The sequence below is a fragment of the Streptomyces sp. NPDC104367 genome, assembly GCF_055583825.1.
This window is the reverse complement of record NZ_JBVJND010000033.1, coordinates 1-17,681: the sequence shown is the minus strand read 5'-3', so window position 1 is coordinate 17,681 and position 17,681 is coordinate 1. Positions and strand designations below refer to the sequence as shown.

12 protein-coding genes are annotated in these 17,681 nt (G+C 74.8%); 8 read left to right on the top strand and 4 right to left on the bottom strand.

The genetic code is table 11. From position 1 onward, the window contains the following. Positions 1–52 precede the first annotated feature (52 nt). Both ACZ619_RS36295 and ACZ619_RS36290 read left to right on the top strand, forming a co-directional pair. On the top strand, positions 53–1,714 hold the full coding sequence (locus ACZ619_RS36295; RefSeq protein ID WP_469608362.1) for a DNA alkylation response protein: 1,662 nt from the start codon (positions 53–55) through the stop codon (positions 1,712–1,714). Between the two features lie 128 nt (positions 1,715–1,842). Beyond that, on the top strand, positions 1,843–3,858 hold the full coding sequence (locus tag ACZ619_RS36290) for a HEAT repeat domain-containing protein (protein ID WP_469608360.1): 2,016 nt from the start codon (positions 1,843–1,845) through the stop codon (positions 3,856–3,858). Between the two features lie 482 nt (positions 3,859–4,340). On the opposite strand, the gene ACZ619_RS36285 is transcribed toward ACZ619_RS36290, so the two are convergent. Beyond that, entirely contained in the window at positions 4,341–4,934 is a 594-nt protein-coding gene (locus tag ACZ619_RS36285) for an Rv1733c family protein (protein ID WP_469608358.1), read from the bottom strand. Between the two features lie 470 nt (positions 4,935–5,404). On the opposite strand from ACZ619_RS36285, the gene ACZ619_RS36280 reads away from it, so the two are divergent. The 3 genes from ACZ619_RS36280 (at position 5,405) to ACZ619_RS36270 (ending at position 8,140) form a co-directional block, all read left to right on the top strand. Beyond that, a complete protein-coding gene (locus ACZ619_RS36280) occupies positions 5,405–6,082 on the top strand; it encodes a uracil-DNA glycosylase (RefSeq protein ID WP_469608355.1) in 678 nt (225 codons plus the stop codon). Next, positions 6,079–7,074: an N-acetylglucosamine kinase gene (locus ACZ619_RS36275; protein ID WP_469608353.1), complete on the top strand. Its 996-nt coding sequence runs from the start codon at positions 6,079–6,081 to the stop codon at positions 7,072–7,074. The genes ACZ619_RS36280 and ACZ619_RS36275 overlap by 4 nt, the downstream gene beginning before the upstream one ends. Positions 7,075–7,216: 142 nt before the next feature. Then, a complete protein-coding gene (locus ACZ619_RS36270) occupies positions 7,217–8,140 on the top strand; it encodes a sirohydrochlorin chelatase (RefSeq protein ID WP_469608351.1) in 924 nt (307 codons plus the stop codon). A 96-nt stretch (positions 8,141–8,236) separates the two neighbouring features. Here ACZ619_RS36270 and ACZ619_RS36265 read toward each other — a convergent pair whose 3' ends face one another. Both ACZ619_RS36265 and ACZ619_RS36260 read right to left on the bottom strand, forming a co-directional pair. Next, on the bottom strand, positions 8,237–9,268 hold the full coding sequence (locus ACZ619_RS36265; RefSeq protein WP_469608349.1) for a lactonase family protein: 1,032 nt from the start codon (positions 9,266–9,268) through the stop codon (positions 8,237–8,239). Between the two features lie 102 nt (positions 9,269–9,370). After that, positions 9,371–10,858: an FUSC family protein gene (locus ACZ619_RS36260; protein WP_469608347.1), complete on the bottom strand. Its 1,488-nt coding sequence runs from the start codon at positions 10,856–10,858 to the stop codon at positions 9,371–9,373. Between the two features lie 222 nt (positions 10,859–11,080). Between ACZ619_RS36260 and ACZ619_RS36255 the strand changes: the two genes are divergently transcribed. The 3 genes from ACZ619_RS36255 to ACZ619_RS36245 all read left to right on the top strand — a co-directional run bounded on the left by ACZ619_RS36255 (position 11,081) and on the right by ACZ619_RS36245 (position 16,282). Beyond that, entirely contained in the window at positions 11,081–11,557 is a 477-nt protein-coding gene (locus ACZ619_RS36255) for an Lrp/AsnC family transcriptional regulator (RefSeq protein ID WP_469608344.1), read from the top strand. Between the two features lie 160 nt (positions 11,558–11,717). Next, the gene (locus tag ACZ619_RS36250) at positions 11,718–14,498 is read left to right on the top strand and encodes a beta-L-arabinofuranosidase domain-containing protein (RefSeq protein WP_469608342.1); all 2,781 of its coding nucleotides are present in this window, start codon (positions 11,718–11,720) and stop codon (positions 14,496–14,498) included. Between the two features lie 290 nt (positions 14,499–14,788). Then, positions 14,789–16,282: an MFS transporter gene (locus ACZ619_RS36245; protein WP_469608339.1), complete on the top strand. Its 1,494-nt coding sequence runs from the start codon at positions 14,789–14,791 to the stop codon at positions 16,280–16,282. Positions 16,283–16,294: 12 nt separating this feature from the next. On the opposite strand, the gene ACZ619_RS36240 is transcribed toward ACZ619_RS36245, so the two are convergent. After that, positions 16,295–17,329 (bottom strand): methyltransferase, encoded by a 1,035-nt coding sequence (locus tag ACZ619_RS36240; protein ID WP_469608336.1) that lies wholly within the window; start codon positions 17,327–17,329, stop codon positions 16,295–16,297. Between the last annotated feature and the right edge of the window lie 352 nt (positions 17,330–17,681).

Below are 17,681 nucleotides of genomic sequence, written 5' to 3'. Positions count from 1 at the left end.
GAGTATCGTTGCACTATTGCTGCGATCGCAGAGCTAATGCAACATGGTGGGCATGGACCCGACCGCCTCGCTCCCGCAGCCGCAGTACGCCACGCACGACGTCAGCAATCAGGCGCCGCCCCTCGCCCCGTACGACGCGTCCGAGGACACCGCCCTGCTGGAGGGGGTGCGCCGGGAGGGCGCGGGGTGGGCCGAGGAGGGGCTTCGGCGGCTCGGCGCGCGCGCCGGGAGCGCGGAGGCGCAGGAGTGGGCCGAGCTGGCGAACCGGCACGAGCCCGAGCTGCGCACCCACGACCGCTACGGCAACCGGATCGACGAGGTCGACTTCCACCCCAGCTGGCACCACCTGATGCGGGTGGCCGTGGCCGAGGGGCTGGCCGGGGCCGCCTGGGCGGACGACCGGGCCGGTGCCCATGTCGCGCGGACGGCGGGCGGGCTGGTGTGGGGGCACACCGAGTCCGGACACGGCTGCCCCACGTCGATGACGTACGCGGCCGTACCGGCGCTGCGCGCCCAGCCGGAGCTGGCCAAGGTGTACGAGCCGGGGCTGACCGGCCGGGAGTACGAGCCGGGGCTGCGCACACCGGCCGAGAAGCGGGGGCTGCTCGCCGGGATGGGCATGACCGAGAAGCAGGGCGGTTCGGACGTCCGGACGAACACGACCGTCGCCACGCCCACCTCCGAACCCGGCGTCCACACCCTGCGCGGGCACAAGTGGTTCACGTCGGCGCCGATGTGCGACGTCTTCCTGGTGCTGGCGCAGGCGCCGGGCGGCCTGTCCTGCTTCCTGGTGCCCCGGGTGCTGCCGGACGGCACCCGCAACGCGTTCCGCATCCAGCGGCTGAAGGACAAGCTCGGCAACCGGTCGAACGCCTCCTCGGAGCCGGAGTTCGACGGGACCGTGGCCTGGCTGGTCGGGCCCGAGGGCCGGGGGGTGAAGACCATCATCGAGATGGTCAACTGCACCCGGCTGGACTGTGTGATGAACTCGGCGACCCTGATGCGCAAGACGCTCGTCGAGGCCGGTCACCACGTGCGCCACCGCAGCGCGTTCGGCGCGCGCCTCGTCGACCAGCCGCTGATGCGCAACGTCCTGGCCGACCTGGCGCTGGAGTCGGAGGCCGCGACCACGCTGACCCTGCGGCTGGCCGGCGCCGCCGACCGCGCGGTGCGCGGGGACGAGCGGGAGCGGGCGTTCCGGCGGATCGCGACGGCCGTCGGCAAGTACTGGGTCACCAAGCGCGGCCCGGCCTTCACGGCGGAGGCCCTGGAGTGCCTGGGCGGCAACGGCTACGTCGAGGACTCCGGCATGCCCCGCCACTACCGCGAGGCGCCCCTGCTGTCGATCTGGGAGGGCTCCGGGAACGTCAACGCGCTCGACGTGCTGCGGGCGCTGGCCCGGGAACCCGGCGCCGCCGACGCCCTGTTCGGCGAGATCGACCTCGCGCGCGGGGCGGACGCCCGGCTGGACGCCGCCGTGGGCAGGCTCAGGAGCGAGCTGGCCGGAACCGGTCCGGCGGGCGCGCGCCGGCTGGTCGAGCGGATGGCGCTGGCCCTTCAGGCCTCGCTGCTCGTCCGGCACGCGCCGGCCGCCGTCGCGGACGCGTTCTGCGCCTCCCGGCTGGGCGGCGACTGGGGGCACGCGTTCGGCACGCTGTCCGCCGGCGTCGGTGTCGACGCGGTCCTGGAGCGGGCGCTGCCCGGCGGTAACTGATCCCGGCGCGGGCCGGTCCTGGCCGGTGTCAGCCGACGGACCGCACACAGTCCCCGTCCGATTCCGCATCGTTGTCGGTGCCGTGGTGCAGACTCCGGAACAGGTGGTACTCGCCTGGGGAGGACAACGTGTTCACGGGGATCGACGAGGTCGACTGGGCATCGCTGCGGCACGCGTTCGGCAGCGCCGAGGACGTGCCCGGTCTGCTGCGCGCGCTGGCCTCGCCGGACGCGGCCGAACGGGAGGTCGCGCTCGACGGGATGTACGGCTCGGTGCACCACCAGGGCAACGTGTACGACTCGACGCTCGCCTGCGTCCCGTTCCTCTTCGCGCTCGCGTCCCGCGCGGAGGTGCCGGACCGGGGCGCCATCGTCGAACTGCTGGTCAGCATAGGGTCGGAGAGCACCGCTCCGGCGGCCCACGCCGCCGTGCTCGCGGGCGCCGAGGCGTTCGTGGCGCTGGCCGCCGACCCGTGCCCCGAGGTGCGGCGGTCGGCCGCCGGGGCGCTGGTCGGGTTCCTCGACGAACCGGCGCGGGTACTGGAGCTGCTGCGCCGGCGGCTCGCCGTCGAGCGCGACGACCGGGTGCTGCTGGCCCTGACCTCGGCCCTGGGCCTGTTCGTACGGCGGCGGCCGGCGCACGCGGCCGGGGCGGTGGACCTGCTCGCCTCGCTGTGCGGGCCGCCGCACGCCCCGGGGCCGCGGCTCGCCGCGCTCGGCCAGCTGGGCCTCGCCGCGCCGCGGCGGCTGCCCGCCGACCTGGTCCCGACGGCGGTACGGCTGCTGGGCGAACGGTCCGCGCGCGGTGCGGCCGGCCCGGACCGGGCGGACACGGACACCCTCGTCGGCCGGATACGGCGGCTGCGGCCGTCGGACGAGGAGGGGGCGCATCTGCTGCGTACCCTGCACCGGGCGCTGGACGACCGGGTGGCCGACCGTATCGCCCTGCTCGTGGGCCAGTTGGGCAGTCCGGCGGCGGTGGACCGCTGCAACGCGGTGTGGATCTCCGCCGGGCTCTTCCGCGGGTGGCGGGCGGACTTCACCGCGCCCGTCTCCCTGATCGGCGCTCAACTGTGCTGTGAGGAGGACCGGTTACGCGACGCGGCCGTGTCGGTGCTGGCGGAGCTGTTCCGGCTGGCCGCGCCCGCGACGGACGCGTTGCACGCGCTGGTGGCCGCCCGGCCCGATCTGTGGGTGCGCACCTGGGAGCGCGGCAGACCGGCGCTCGGCGAACCGCTCAAGGGCCTGGCCAGGAGCGGTGACCCGCGCGCGGTTGCGGTCCTGGCGCAGCTGCTGGCGGGGCCGGTGGTGCCCGGCGGCCTGGGCTTCGAGGTGGTCCATCTGGGCCGGGCGGCCGCGCCGCTCGCCCCCGCGCTGCGGCACCGGCTGGGCCGGGTCCCGCTGGACTCGCCGGAGGCCGCCGAACTGGCCGCGCCCCTGCTGGCGGCGCTCACGGCCCTCAAGGACACGGCGGCGGTGCCCGAGGTGCTGCGGCTGCTGCGCGGCGCACCGGACGGCCTCGGGGTGCGGGAGGCCCTGGCCGGACAGGCGGTGCGGACACTGGAGGCCCTGGGGACGGCAGCCAGGGTGGCCGCGCCGGTCCTGCGCGGGCTCCTGGACACCCGGCACGCGGCGGCCGCGGCGGGGGCCCTGTGGTCCGCGGAGGGGGATGTCGACGCCGTACTGCCCGTGCTGCTGCGGGAGTTGACCGAGGGGCAGGGCCGTGGTGCCCGGACGGCGGCCGAGCGGCTCGGCAGGCTGGGTCCGGCCGCGGGGGTGGCCGTGCCCGCGCTGCGCGAGCTGACCGTGACCGGCCGGGCGTGGGAACGGACCGCGGCGGCACACGCCTGGTGGCGGATCGAGGGGGACCCGGCGCCCGTGCTGCCGGTGCTGCGCACCGCCTGGTCGCGGAACCCGTACACACGCGGCGCGATCGCCGAGTGCCTGGTCGAGATGGGCCCGGCGGGCGCACCGCTGCACGACCTGGTGGCGGCCGAACTCGCCACCGCCCGGCGCCACACGGCCCGGCCGGGCGGATACGGCAGCCACGACATCGCCCAGGACGAACGCCTGCTCGCCCGCTGCCGCACCCTGTCACCCCCTACCGAAGCACCGCCCCACGGCACCCGAACCGACCACCCCTGACGGACGGCCGGGCGGGTCACCGACCGCGGGCCACGAACGCCGGAATCCCGGCCCCGGAACGGACACGGCGTCCGACCGCCGCATCCGGGGGTACGAGCGCGGCCCCCGTCCACCGTGGCTCCGGGCACCGCGCGCCCGGCCGACGGAGTGAGCACGACGCCCGGCGGCAGCCGCCCGGCAGCCGCGAGCACGGCGCCCGACCTCCGGACGCGGGCGCCGCACACCCGGCCGATCGTTGCGGGCGCAACGCACCCGGCCGACGGAGCGGACCGGGCACTCGACCGCCGAGGGAGGAGGCACGGCACCCGGCCACCGAGGGAAGAGGCACGGCACCCGGCCGCCAGCGGAGTCGACACGGCACCCGGCCGGAGCGCGGTCCCCCTCCGGCGTCCGCGGGCGCTCCCCCCCTTGTCCGGCGGGCCGTGCTGCCTTCGTCCCGGCGGCCGGGACACGTCCTCGACCGGGCCGCCCGTCGAGCGGGTTCAGCCGGTCATGCGGCCCCACTGCGGGCCGAGGCGGGCCCACTCCGTGTCCCAGCGGTCCATGCGTCGCCGTTCCAGCCGGCCGCGGGCGGCGAGGCCGGCGAAGAACGGGACGGCCGCCGCGCTCAGTCCGACCAGGCCGCCGATCAGCGCGGAGCGGAAGTGCGCCTCGCCGACGCCCACGGGCCGGGTGACGAGGTGGCCCTGCGGGTCCGTCCATACGGTGACCGGGGTGCCGACCTTGCTGCCCGCCGGGACCCGGGCCTGCCCGGAGTGCGCGGAACCGTCGGCGACGCTCCAGCCCACTCTCGCCCAGACCCGCTCGGCGGCCGCCGCGCCGTTCTCCGTGCCGGACGTACCGGGCGCCTTCTCCAGGACACGGGCCACGGCCGGATGCCATTCGACGCGCTCACGGGCCAGGCCGTCCTCGACCGACCGGGCCGAGGTGAGCCCGGCGAGCACCCCGGCCAGGAGGGTGAACAGCCAGGCGCCGAGCAGCAGCCAGGCCTCCATCGTGTCGGCACGGCGCTTGAGCGGGTTGCGCCGCCAGCGCCACAGCCAGACCTTCGGACCACGGAACGCCTTCAAAGGCATCCTCCTCACGCGCGCACGGACAGCCCGGACCGCCCTCCCATACGGGAGAGGCCGCCCCGTTGCTCACGGCGAACTCCGAGTCGACGGTCGCACGACCCGCCCCTTTCGCGCAGGCGTCTCCCGGAACACGTGCCGCGGCCTTGTTCGACGGGCCGACACGGCGCTTCCGGCCTGCGCCGACACGGTCCCGGAGGTGGCTGTCAGGGGCGGGGTGCGAACCGGCCGACATCCGAGTGCCGGCTGTGACAAGGGGGTTCGCGGAAGCGACGACGCGGACCGGGTGCCGCCCAACACCGCTGCCGGGTCCCTCCGGACGGCGGCCGGGGGCCGGGGGCCGGGGGCCGGGGGCCGGGGGCCGGGGGCACGGAAGGAAGGTCGTTTCGGTCATCCGCGCCCGCGGTCCGGTCATCCCCGGTCGTCCCGCGACCACCGCTTGATCGCCGACCCGTGTACGGCAGTAGGGTGACGCCGTGGCACCACGACCCTTGCATGAAATCGTCGAACCGGGCTGGGCGAAGGCCCTGGAACCAGTGGCCGGGAAGATCGCCGAGATGGGCGACTTCCTGCGCACGGAGATCGCCGCGGGACGCACCTACCTCCCGGCCGGGCCGAACGTCCTGCGGGCCTTCCAGCAGCCCTTCGACGACGTTCGCGTCCTGATCGTCGGCCAGGACCCCTACCCGACCCCCGGACACGCGGTGGGTCTGTCGTTCTCGGTCGCGCCGGACGTGCGCCCGCTGCCCGGCAGCCTGATCAACATCTACCGGGAGCTCAACACCGACCTGGGCCTGCCCCAGCCGTCCAACGGCGACCTCACCCCGTGGACCCAGCAGGGCGTGCTGCTGCTCAACAGGGCGCTCACGACGGCCCCGCGCAGCCCGGCCGCGCACCGGGGCAAGGGCTGGGAGGAGGTCACCGAGCAGGCGATACGCGCGCTGGCCGCGCGCGGCAAGCCGCTGGTGTCCGTCCTGTGGGGCCGGGACGCCCGCAATCTCCGGCCGCTCCTCGGCCAGTTGCCCGCGGTGGAGTCCGCGCACCCCTCGCCCATGTCGGCGGACCGCGGCTTCTTCGGCTCCCGGCCGTTCAGCCGGGCCAACGACCTGCTGATCCAGCAGGGTGGACAGCCGGTGGACTGGCGTCTGCCGTGAGCGCGGCGGACGGCGGGACCCGGGACGCGGGCTTCCTCGCCGTCGACTCCGGCGGCTCCGGACTGCGGGCCGTCGTGGGCGTGCCGGGGCGGGAGCCGTCGGCACCCCGGGCGTCGCGGGAACCGGTGCGGACCGGGCCGCGGGGCATCGACCCCGGGCATCTGCTGGAACAACTCCTCCCCATGGCAAGGGAGTTGACCCGCGCGTACGGGCTGGAGGCGGTGCACACCGTCGTCGTGGGCGCGGCCGGACTGGCCACGCTCGGGGACGCCCTGCGGGCCGAACTGCCGGGCGCGCTGGCCCGGGAGCTGGGTGTGCGGACGGTCGCCCTGGCCGCCGACGCGGTGACGGCGTACGTCGGCGCCCTGGGCCCGCGCCCGGGCGCGGTGATCGCCGCCGGCACCGGGCTGATCGCCGTCGGCACCGATCTCACCGGCTGGCGGCGGGCCGACGGCTGGGGCCATCTGCTGGGCGACTGCGGTGGCGGGGCCTGGATCGGCCGGGCGGGACTGGAGGCGGCGCTGCGCGCCCTCGACGGGCGCGACGGCGGCTCGGCCGCGCTGCGGGCGCGCGCCGAGGAGCGGTTCGGGCCACTGCCCGGACTGCCCGGACAGCTCTATCCGCGCGCCGACCGGCCCGCCGTACTGGCCTCCTTCGCGCCGGCGGTCGCGGACTGCGCCGCCGCCGACCCGGTCGCGGCCGCGATCCTGCGTACGGCCGCCCGGCACATGGCCGAGTCGGCCGCCGCGGTCTGCCCGGCGGCGGGTACGCCACGAGTCGCGCTCACCGGGGGCCTGTTCAAGCTCGGCGACCCCCTCCTCGTACCGCTGGCCGAGGAGTTGGCCGGCCGGCTGCCCCGGGCACGGCAGGTGGCCGCGGAGGGCGATCCGCTGCACGGTGCCGTACGCGTCGCGGGTGACCTGGCCGCCGGACGGCTCACTCTGCCGGGTGATGATCGGCTGCTCTCCGTGGTGCACGCAAAAGGGGATTGATCCGGCGGGGGCACGAAGTGTCCGACAGATGGCGGGATCACCTCCGAACCATGCGTAACTCATCAGACAAAACCGGACGGATACCGCTCACCTGCACCCTCCCCGAACAAGGGAACCCAGATAGCCAGTAACATGCGGCGCCATGAGCTCCCCCACTGGGCCCGCCGGCCTGCCAGTACGAATGCCGCGCCCTCGCCAGCCGGGTCGGCACCGCCGCCCCGAACCGCTGGTGGCGCCCGAGGACGCGCCCGCTCTCGTCCTCGCGGTGCCGGGCACGCCCAGCGCGGCGACGCGCGGCCTCGCCGAGGAGGTCGTGAGCATCGCCCGCTCCGAGCTGCCCGGCCTTGACGCCCGCATCGGCTACCTGGACGGGGACGACGCAGAGTTCCCCACCCTCCAGTCCGTGCTCACCCGTGCCTCGGAGGAGCGCACCGCCCGCTACGAGCAGGCCGTCGCCGCCGGTGTCGAGGGTCTCAAGGCTCCCGACGGCCCGGTCGCCGTCGTCGTCCCGCTGCTGGCGGGCCCGGACAGCGCGCTGCTGCGGCAGGTCCGCCAGGCGGTCATGGAGAGCCGGATCGCCGCGGACCTGACGGACGTCCTCGGCCCGCACCCGCTGCTCGCGGAGGCGCTGCACGTGCGCCTGTCCGAGGCGGGTCTGGCGCGCGCGGACCGCGCCCGCCTGTTCACCGTGGCGACGGCGGCGGACGGCATCATCCTCGCCTCCGTGGGCGGCGACGAGGCCGTGCAGGCCGCCGGGATCACCGGCATGCTGCTCGCCGCGCGCCTCGCCGTCCCGGTGATGGCCGCCGCGCTGGACCAGGAGGGTTCGATCGCCTCGGTCGCCGAGCAGCTGCGGGGGTCCGGTTCGCAGCAGCTGGCGCTGGCGCCCTACCTGATAGGGCCGGAGATCGACGCGGGTCTGCTGGCCGCCGCCGCGGAGGAGGCCGGGTGCGCCACGGCCGAGCCGCTCGGACCGTACCCGGCGATCGGCAAGCTGGCGCTGGCCAAGTACACGACGGCGCTGGGGATCGCTCCGCAGCAGCCGCAGGGGACGCCGGTCCGCTGACGCGGGCCGGCGAGTCCTGACGGGGTCCTCTCCCGGATGGGCCCCGTTGGCGTTTGCGGGGTGGTGCGCGGCCGGGTCCCGGCCGCGCGCACGGTGTCAGTCGAAGACGACGCAGGAGACCGCGGGGACGTCCACCGAGCCGTCGTAGCGCGGCAGGCCGGTGCGCCGGTCCACGGTGAACCAGGTGATGTTGCCGGAGCGTTCGTTGGCGGCGTAGAGGAATCCGTCGCACTCCGTGAGGGCGCGGGGCCAGTGGCCCCCGCAGGGGACGGTGGACGCCGGGTGGAGGCGGTCGCCCTCGACCGTGAACGTCGTCAGCACGTCCTCGCCCCGTGTCGCCGTCCAGACGAAACGGCCGTCGGGTGAGACGGCGATGCCGGAGGGGTAGGCGTCGCCGGCCGGGGCGCCGGGCAGGACCTGGGTCTCGGTCAGGGGCCGCAGCGAGCCGGTGTCCGCGTCCCAGCGGCAGACGGTGACCGTCGGGGTGAGTTCGTTGACGACGTAGGCGTGCCGGCCGTCGGGGTGGAAGGCCAGGTGGCGGGGGCCGGAACCGGGGCGCAGGGCGACCTCCCGGTGCAGGGCGAGGGCACCGCCGTCGAGCGTGCAGATCCGGACCGAGTCGGTGCCCAGGTCGACGCTGACCGCCCAGCGTCCGCTGGGGTCGGGCTGCACCTGATGGGCGTGCGGGCCGCGCTGGCGGCGCTCGTGCGGGCCCGAGCCGGTGTGCTGGAGCAGTCCGGAGGGGACCGGGGCGAGGGTGCCGTCGGAGCGGACGGGGACGGCGGTGACGCTGCCGGAACCGTAGTTGGCGGTCAGGACGTGGGCGTCGAGGACGCTGAGGTGGGTCGGCCCGTCGGCGTCCACCGGAACCGGCGGCCCGGCCAGGCGCGGCTTGTCGTCGTGGACGTGGTAGGCGGCCACCGCGCCGTCGGCGGTCTCGCTGACCGCGTAGAGGGTGCGTCCGCCGGGCGCGAGCGCGAGGTAGGAGGGGTCGGGGACACCGTCGACGCTCTCCAGGAGGGCCAGGGCACCGCTGTGCGGGTGGACCGCGGCCGTGACGACCCCGGGCCCGCCCGCCGCCGTGAACGACCCGATGAACGCCCTCCGCCGCCTGCCGCCGTCTGCCACCGCTGTCCCCTCTCGATACGAGCCGGTACGGGCCGGTACAAGCCAGTCCGGGGCCGACGGTAGCAGTTGGCGGTCTAGACCATGAGGTGCGGGCGGCGCGTCTCAGGCGCCGACCAGGGGTGAGCCCGAGGGTGCCCGCAGGGGTTCGGCGAGTTCGGCCAGGGCGCGTTCCAGGCCGTGCAGATGGGCGAGGGCCGGTTCGGTGGGCGGCTCCGCCGGGCCGGCGATGTGCTCGGAGCCCCTGGTGAGCGCGGCCACGGCGGTCTCGACCCGCCAGCAGGCGGCGGCGAGCCGGGCGTCGTGCGAGGCCTCCGGGTCGGCGGCGACGGCGACCAGGCCGCGGATCTCCCGGGCGCAGTCGTCCAGCAGGGTGAGGACGAGGCGGGCGCGGCGCCTGCGGCCGGGCATCGGGTTCAGCGGGTGGACGAGCGGGGCGACGGAGAGCCGTACCCGGCCGAGGAGCTGTTCCAGCTCGGCCGCCCGGGGCACGGGGTCGGCGGTGGCGGAGCCGGCGAGGCGGGCCGCGGCCTCGGCCGTGCAGGCGCGCACGCAGCGCAGGGCGCGCCGGATCCAGGCGTCGGTGGTGAGGTGCGTGGTGACCGGCAGCACGAACAGCACGGCGAGTGCGGCGCCGAGGGCGCCCACCGCGGTCTCCGCCAGGCGCAGCGCCAGCAGGCCCGGTGCGAGGACGCCGAGCAGGCCGTAGAGCAGCTCGGCGAGCAGGGTCACCCAGAGCATCATCCAGGTGTAGGAGACGGCGGCGGTGTAGAAGACGCCGAAGACGGCGATCGCCACCAGGGCGGCCGTGGGGACGGGCGCGCCGTGCACGGGGACGGCGACCAGCAGGCCCAGTCCGATGCCGAGGACCGTGCCGAGGACCCGGCGGAAGCCGCGGACCAGCGTCTCCCCGCGCGAGGCGGTGTTGACGAAGATCCACCAGGTGGCGCCGACCGCCCAGTACCAGCGCTGCCCCGACACCAGCTGCCCGACGACCAGGGCGAACCCCGCGCCCGCGGTCGCCTGCACGGCCTGCCGGGTGGTGACCCGGGCCAGGCCGCTCGCGACGTGCGGTGCGGGGACGGGCACCGCCGGGAGGCGGCGCTCGTAGCACCACAGGCCGAACCGGACGGCGGCCGCGCTGAGCACGGAGAGCGGCACGGCGGCGCACAGCTCGGGCAGTCGGCCCGGGGTGGCGTGCAGGAACTGGGCGACGAAGAAGGTCATGAAGGCGAACACGCCCAGGCTGTGGCCGCGCGGCCCCCAGCGGCGCGCGTAGACGCCGGCGCCGACGACCGCGAGGAAGACCAGGTCACGGGCGACCGGCACGTCGTGCAGCCCGGCCGCGGCGGCGAGCACCGGCAGCCCCGCGGCCGGCAGCAGCGCGGTGGTGAGCGCCTGCCCGCGCACCGTGGCGTCCGCGACCGTGAACAGGGCGAGCAGCGCGGCGAGACCGCCGGTGACGGCACCCGTGAGGGAGTGCCCGGCCAGCCCGCAGACCACGACGGCGAGCCCGATGCCCAGCACGGCCCGCGCGGCGAAGCGCAGCCGCACCAGCCCCGGGTCCGGCGCGACGAACACCTTCTTCAGCACTGCTTCCCCTCCCGCGGACGGCCGACGGCACGGAAATGGCGCCGCGGGGATCCGCAGCGCCATCGACACACCCATGAGAGCACCGGGGAGGCGAGTGGCTCAAGTGTCGCCGTTCAGGCTGGTCCATTGGCCCACTCAGGGGAGTGCTCGCCGTACTCGTGAAAAGCCAATGGCCCAGGTCGACGGCGGCAGCCCCTGAGCCATTGGTACAGTCGTGTCCTCATGACCGTGGACGAACTCGACACCCGCATCCTGCGGCTGCTGCTGGAGCAGCCGCGCACCAGCATGCGCGAGTACGCGCGGATCCTCGGCGTCGCCCGGGGCACGCTCCAGGCCCGGCTGGACCGGCTGGAGCGGGACGGCGTGATCACCGGAACCGGTCCCGCCCTCTCCCCCGCGGCGCTCGGCCACCCGGTGCTGGCCTTTGTGCACATCGAGGTCACCCAGGGCCATCTGGACGACGTCGGGGACGCGCTGGCCGCCGTACCGGAGATCGTGGAGGCCTTCTCGATCACGGGCGGCGGGGATCTGCTGACCCGGGTGGTGGCACGGGACAACGCGCATCTGGAGGACGTGATCCAGAAGCTGATCAGCCTGCCGGGCGTGGTGCGCACCCGCACGGAGGTGGCACTGCGCGAGCGGGTGCCGCACCGGCTGCTCCCGCTGGTGGAGTCGGTCGGCCGGGCCGCGCGCACCTGACGGCGCCCCGGCCCCCCGAGCGGCCCCGGCGGCCTCCCGTCCATCACCGAACACGAATCCGGGCCGGACCCATTGACGCTCCGGTGCCCCACTCATAACGTCTGGGCAGCCTGTCGAACGGTGTTCGTGATTTCGAACCAGTCGATCTCCGGAGGAGCCCATGCCCCAGCCCTTCTCCCGAAGGACCCTTCTCCAGGTGTCGGCGCTGGTCGCCGCGGCCGGAGGGGGCGGAGCCGCGGTGGCGGGGACGGCCGTCGCGGCCGAAGCCGGCCGGCAGGTGCGGCCGTTCGGGCTCGGGGACGTGACGCTCGGGCCCGGACTCTTCGCGGACAAGCGGGCGTTGATGCTCGATCACGCGCGCGGCTACGACGTGGAGCGGCTGGTGCAGGTGTTCCGCGCCAACGCCGGGCTGGACACGGGCGGCGCGGTCGCCCCGGGCGGCTGGGAGGGGCTGGACGGGGAGGCCAACGGCAATCTGCGCGGGCACTACACCGGGCACTTCCTGACCATGCTGGCGCAGGCGTACGCGAGCACCGGCGAGGAGGTGTTCGGGGCGAAGATCCGTACCGTGGTGGGGGCGTTGAGCGAGGTGCGGGAGGCCCTGCGCCGCGAACCCTCCGTGCTGAGTTCGAGCGGGGTGTCCGGCGGCCGGGCCGTCGAGAACGAACGCGGCTCCTACCAGTACGTCGAGTTGCCTGCCGGGGTGCTCGCGGGCGCCCCGGCGGTCACCCTGTCCGCCTGGGTGAGGCCCTCGCACGCGGACGCCTGGGCCCGGGTCCTCGACTTCGGGAACGACACCACCCGGTACCTCTACCTCGCCGCACGCAACGCCGGCGGGGTGCCCCGGTTCGCGATCACCACCGGCGGCGCCGGCGGCGAGCAGGGGCTGAACGGCACCGCCGAACTGCCCCTCGACCGGTGGAGCCACCTCGCGGTGACGATCGCGGACGGCACCGGCACGCTGTACGTCAACGGCACGGCCGTGGCCCGCAATTCGGCCATGTCGCTCACCCCGGCCGCCCTCGGCGACCTCGCCCACCACTGGCTCGGCCGCTCCCACTACTCCGCCGACCCCGTCTTCGCGGGCGCCTTCGGCGGATTCGACGTGTGGTCAAGGGCGTTGGGCGCCGACGAGATAGCCGGGCTGCAGAACGCGCGGACCGGCGGCGACCTCGTCTCGTACGCCTTCGACGAGACGTCCGGGTCGGGATTCGCGGACGGTTCGGGGCGCGGGCTGGACGCCTCCCTGCGCCGCACCTGGGGCGGTCCCAGTCACCCGGGGTTCCTCGCGGCCTGTCCGGAGACGCAGTTCATCCTGCTGGAGTCGATGACCGGCAGCGACTACACGAAGGTGTGGGCGCCGTACTACACGGCCCACAAGATCCTGCGGGGGCTGCTGGACGCGTACTCCGCGACCGGTGACGAGCGGGCGCTGGACCTCGCCTCCGGGATGGGCGACTGGATGTACTCCCGGTTGTCCGTGCTGCCCGCGGCCACGCTCCAGCGCATGTGGGGGATCTTCTCCAGCGGCGAGTTCGGCGGGATCGTCGAGGCGGTCTGCGACCTGCACGAGCTGACCGGCAGTTCCGAACACCTCGCGCTGGCCCGGCTGTTCGACCTCGACAGCCTCATCGACGCCTGCGCGGCGAACACCGACACGCTGAACGGACTGCACGCCAACCAGCACATCCCGATCTTCACCGGCCTGGTCCGGCTGTACGACGCGACCGGCGAGGAGCGTTACCTCACGGCGGCGAAGAACTTCTGGGGCATGGTCGTGCCGCATCGGACGTACGGCATCGGCGGCACCAGCACGACGGAGTTCTGGAAGGCACGGGACGTGATCGCGGGGACCCTCAGCGCGACCACGGCCGAGACCTGCTGCGCGTACAACATGCTGAAGCTGAGCCGGTCGCTGTTCTTCCACGAGCAGGACCCGGCGTACATGGACTACTACGAGCGGGCCCTGTACAACCAGGTGCTCGGTTCGAAGCAGGACCGGGCGGACGCCGAGAAGCCGTTGGTCACCTACTTCATCGGACTGACGCCCGGTCATGTCCGGGACTACACGCCCAAGCAGGGCACCACCTGCTGCGAGGGCACGGGCATGGAGTCCGCCACCAAGTACCAGGACTCGGTGTACTTCGCGACGGCCGACGGCAGCGCCCTGTACGTCAACCTGTACAGCCCGTCCACGCTGACCTGGGCGGACAAGGGCATCACGGTCACGCAGACCACCGGCTACCCCCGTGAGCAGGGCAGCGCGCTCACCGTGGGCGGGCGCGGGCGGACCGCCTTCGAACTGCGGTTGCGGGTGCCGGTCTGGGCGGCGGACGGGTTCCGGGTGACGGTCAACGGGCTTGCGGTGCACGGGAGTCCGGTACCGGGGAGCTACTTCGCCGTCTCCCGGACCTGGTGTCCCGGGGACACCGTACGGGTGTCGGTCCCGTTCCGGCTGCGGGTCGAGAAGGCGCTCGACGATCCCTCGGTGCAGGCGCTGTTCTACGGCCCGGTCAACCTGGTCGGCCGCAGCACGGCCACGGACCTCCTCGAACTGGGGCTGTACCGGAACGCCGGTCTCTCCGGCGACCTGCTGCCCTCACTGACCCCGGTGCCGGACAGCCCGCTGCACTTCACCCTGGACGGCATCGGGTTCGCGCCCTTCCACGAGGGCACCGAGGACCCGACCCACGCCTACTTCCGCCGAGCGGAGCCGACGGTGGTCTTCGGCGGTCTCGACTCCGGGGTCGCCAACCCGGTCGGGTCCGACGGCGGCTCGCTGCTGGACGAGGTCTGGGCCGGGGCGCCGTTCCACGACAAGGGGGCGCTGGTGGCGCGGGTGCGGTCGGTGGCGGACGGCTGGGTGGCGGCCGGGCTGCTGACCGCGGCCGACGGCGAGGTGGTGGTGGCCACGGCACGGAAGGCGTCGTACGCGCGCTGACGCCACGGGCCGCCGCGCCGCCGACCCGGCTCTGCCCAGCCACCGGCACCGGGCTGCCCGTCTGCCCGGCGGCACGGCTGCCCCGCGGCACGGCCACCCGGCGGCAGGGCTGCCCAGCCACCCGGCGGCGCGGCCACCCGGCGGCGCGGCGGCCTGCGGGCCCGCTGGCCCGCAGGCCCGCTGGTCTGGTGGCCCGCTGGTCTGGTGGTCGTCACCCGGGCGGAGCAGTGCGGCCAGCCGTTCGCTCCGCCGGTCGTGCGATGCCCCGGATGACTGCATAGCGTGGCCGCATGACCACGACCTGGGCGAAGCCGCAGCAGCCGGCGACCGAGGACCGGCGATGGAAGGCCCTCGGGGTCTGCCTCACCGCGGGCTTCATCTCGCTGCTCGACACGTCGATCGTGAACGTGGCGCTGCCTTCCATGGAGCACGGGCTCGGCGCGACGGAGGCCGCCCAGTCCTGGGTGGTCTCCGGGTACGCCCTCACCTTCGGGCTGGCGCTCGTACCGGCCGGCCGACTCGGTGACATGCGCGGGCGGCGGCAGGCCTTCCTGATCGGGCTGGCCGTGTTCACGGTGGCGTCGGCGGCCTGCGGGCTCGCCGGGAGCCCCGACCGGCTGGTGGTGTTCCGGCTGATCCAGGGCGCGGCCGCCGGCATGGTCGCGCCGCAGACCTCGGGGCTGATCCAGCAGATGTTCCAGGGCGCCGAGCGGGCCAAGGCGTTCGGCCTGCTCGGCAGCGTGATCGGCGTCTCGACCGCGGTGGGCCCGCTGGCCGGCGGTCTGATCATCGACGCGGTCGGCACCGACGACGGCTGGCGCTGGGTGTTCTTCGTCAACCTGCCCATCGGGGTGGCCGCGTTCGTCGCGGGGCTGCGGCTGCTGCCGCGGTTCCCCGGGACTGCTGGGCGTCCGGAGCGGTTCGACCCGGTCGGGGTGCTGCTCCTCGGCTCGGGCGTGCTCGCGCTCATGCTGCCGCTGGTGCAGGAGCAGCAGTGGACCGGGCGGGAGAAGTGGGCGCTGCTGCCGGTCGGCGCGGTGCTGCTGGGGCTGTTCTGGTGGTGGGAGCGGCGGCAGGGGCGGCTCGGCCAGGCGCCCCTGGTCGATCTGAACCTGTTCTCGCTGCGGTCCTTCACGCTCGGCGCGCTGATCAGCCTGACCTACTTCGCGGGCTTCACCACGGTCTTCTTCGTCCTCGCCCTGTTCCTCCAGAACGCGGCGGGATACAGCGCGCTGGCCGCCGGTGTCACGGTGCTGCCCTTCGCGATCGCCTCGGCGGTCGGGGCCGCGCTCGGCGGCCGGCTGGTGGTACGGCACGGGCGCAAGCTGGTCGTCATCGGGCTCGCCGGGGTGGCGCTGGGGCTGCTCGGGATCGTCGCGGTGGTGCGGCTGGTGCCGATGGACAGCATCGGGTGGGCCGCGGCGGTACCGATGATCGTCGGCGGGATCGGCTCGGGCATCACCGTCTCCCCCAACACGACGCTCACGCTCACCCGGGTCCCGGTGAAGCGGGCCGGAGCGGCCGGCGGAGTCCTCCAGACCGGTCAGCGGGTCGGCTCGGCGGCCGGGATCGCGGTGGTGGGCTCGGTGTACTTCGCCCACCTCGCGGACCGCGGCCCGGCCGTCGAGGCGCTCCAGCTGGGGCTGCTCACGTCCGTCGGATTCATCCTGGTGGCGCTGTGCCTGGCGATCGCGGACCTGCGCGAGCGGACGAAGGAGCCGGAGGGGGAACCGGAGGGCAGGGAGCCGGAGGGCCGGCAGCCGGACCGGGCGCCCGTCTCCTAGGCGGTCCCGAGCCTAGGCGGCCACCGCCTCCACCACGGACAGCACGGTCGGGGTCGGTACGATCCGGGACAGTTTCAGGCCGGCGGCCTCGAACACCGCGGCGAACTCCGGCTCGGTGCGTTCCCGGCCGACCAGGGACCCCATCAGCAGCAGGTCGAGCGCCTTGGCCTGGTGCGGTGCGTTGCCCGGCGGGACCACCGCGTCGACGACCAGGATCCGCCCGCCCGGCGCGAGGGCGTCGCGGCAGCGCTCCAGGAGAGCCGTGCACTGGTCGTCCTGCCAGTCGTGCAGGATCCGCTTGAGCAGGAGGACGTCGCCCCGCGGTACGGCGGTGAAGAAGTCCCCCGGTTCGGTGCTCCAGCGTCCCGCGGTGCCGGGCGTGTCCAGCCGGTGCCCGGCCAGGACGTGCGGCTGGTCGTAGAGGATGCCGCGCAGACCGGGGTGGCGGTCCAGAACGGCCAGCAGGAAGCCGCCGTGGCCGCCGCCGACGTCGACGACCGTGCCGGTGGGCGGGAGGTCGCAGGCGGCGGCGATGGGCTCGTTCTCGGCGTCGGCCATCGCGGCCATGCCGGTGTGGAAGACGTCTGCGGTGTCCTCGTCCTGCGCGAAGTACTCGAAGAACGGCAGTCCGAAGAGGTGCTCGAACGCGGACGTGCCCTCGCTCACGCAGCGGCTCAGGTCGGCGGCGGGCAGCCACATGGTGCGGTCGGTGTTCATCAGCACGGCCGAGCGCGCGGAGCAGGGGGCGTCGGTGCGCAGGGTGTCGGCGACGGGGGTGAGCCGGAAGCGCCCGCGGTCGTCCTCGGCGAAGACACCGCGCGTGGCCAGCAGCCGGAGCACCCGGTAGAGGTTGTCCGCGTCGGTACGGGTGGCCTCCGCCAGTTCGGCGGCGGTGCGCGGGCCGTCGGCGAGGTGGTCGGCGACGCCGACGACCGCGGCGGCGCGCAGCGCGGCCGGGAACAGGTAGCCGAGCGATTCGTCGACGAGGAACGCGGACGACGTACGGGGGTCGACGGCCGCTTCCGCCGGTGCTTCTTCCGAGCTCACGTGCGCCTCCAGCGATGGATGTCCAGGATGTCCGCAGGCATCGTGACATCACCCGGCCCCCGGCCCGGGGAGGACGATCGGGGCGCGCGGAAGCAGACCGGGAGCAGGCGCGGGGCAGGAGGCAGGCGCGGGACGGGCCCGGGGCGGAAGGCGAGCCCGGGACGGGAGACAAGCCCGAAGCCGGAGGCAGGCCGGAGCCGGAGACAAGCCCGGGGCGGGAGGCAGGCCTGGAGCCGGAGGCGGGCCCGGAGGCGGGCGGGGTGCCTCTATGTCTTCCGTCAAGGCACCCCTGTCGGGTTTGGTGTGGTTCGGTGTTGCTGGGGTTATGCGGCGAGCTCGATGTCCGTCGGTG

Excerpts from the sequence above, each read along its gene's own strand:
- ACZ619_RS36250 (WP_469608342.1), top strand. The coding sequence starts at position 11,718 with ATGCCCCAGCCCTTCTCCCGAAGGACCCTTCTCCAGGTGTCGGCGCTG.
- ACZ619_RS36285 (WP_469608358.1), bottom strand. The coding sequence starts at position 4,934 with ATGCCTTTGAAGGCGTTCCGTGGTCCGAAGGTCTGGCTGTGGCGCTGG.
- ACZ619_RS36255 (WP_469608344.1), top strand. The coding sequence starts at position 11,081 with ATGACCGTGGACGAACTCGACACCCGCATCCTGCGGCTGCTGCTGGAG.
- ACZ619_RS36270 (WP_469608351.1), top strand. The coding sequence starts at position 7,217 with ATGAGCTCCCCCACTGGGCCCGCCGGCCTGCCAGTACGAATGCCGCGC.
- ACZ619_RS36245 (WP_469608339.1), top strand. The coding sequence starts at position 14,789 with ATGACCACGACCTGGGCGAAGCCGCAGCAGCCGGCGACCGAGGACCGG.
- ACZ619_RS36295 (WP_469608362.1), top strand. The coding sequence starts at position 53 with ATGGACCCGACCGCCTCGCTCCCGCAGCCGCAGTACGCCACGCACGAC.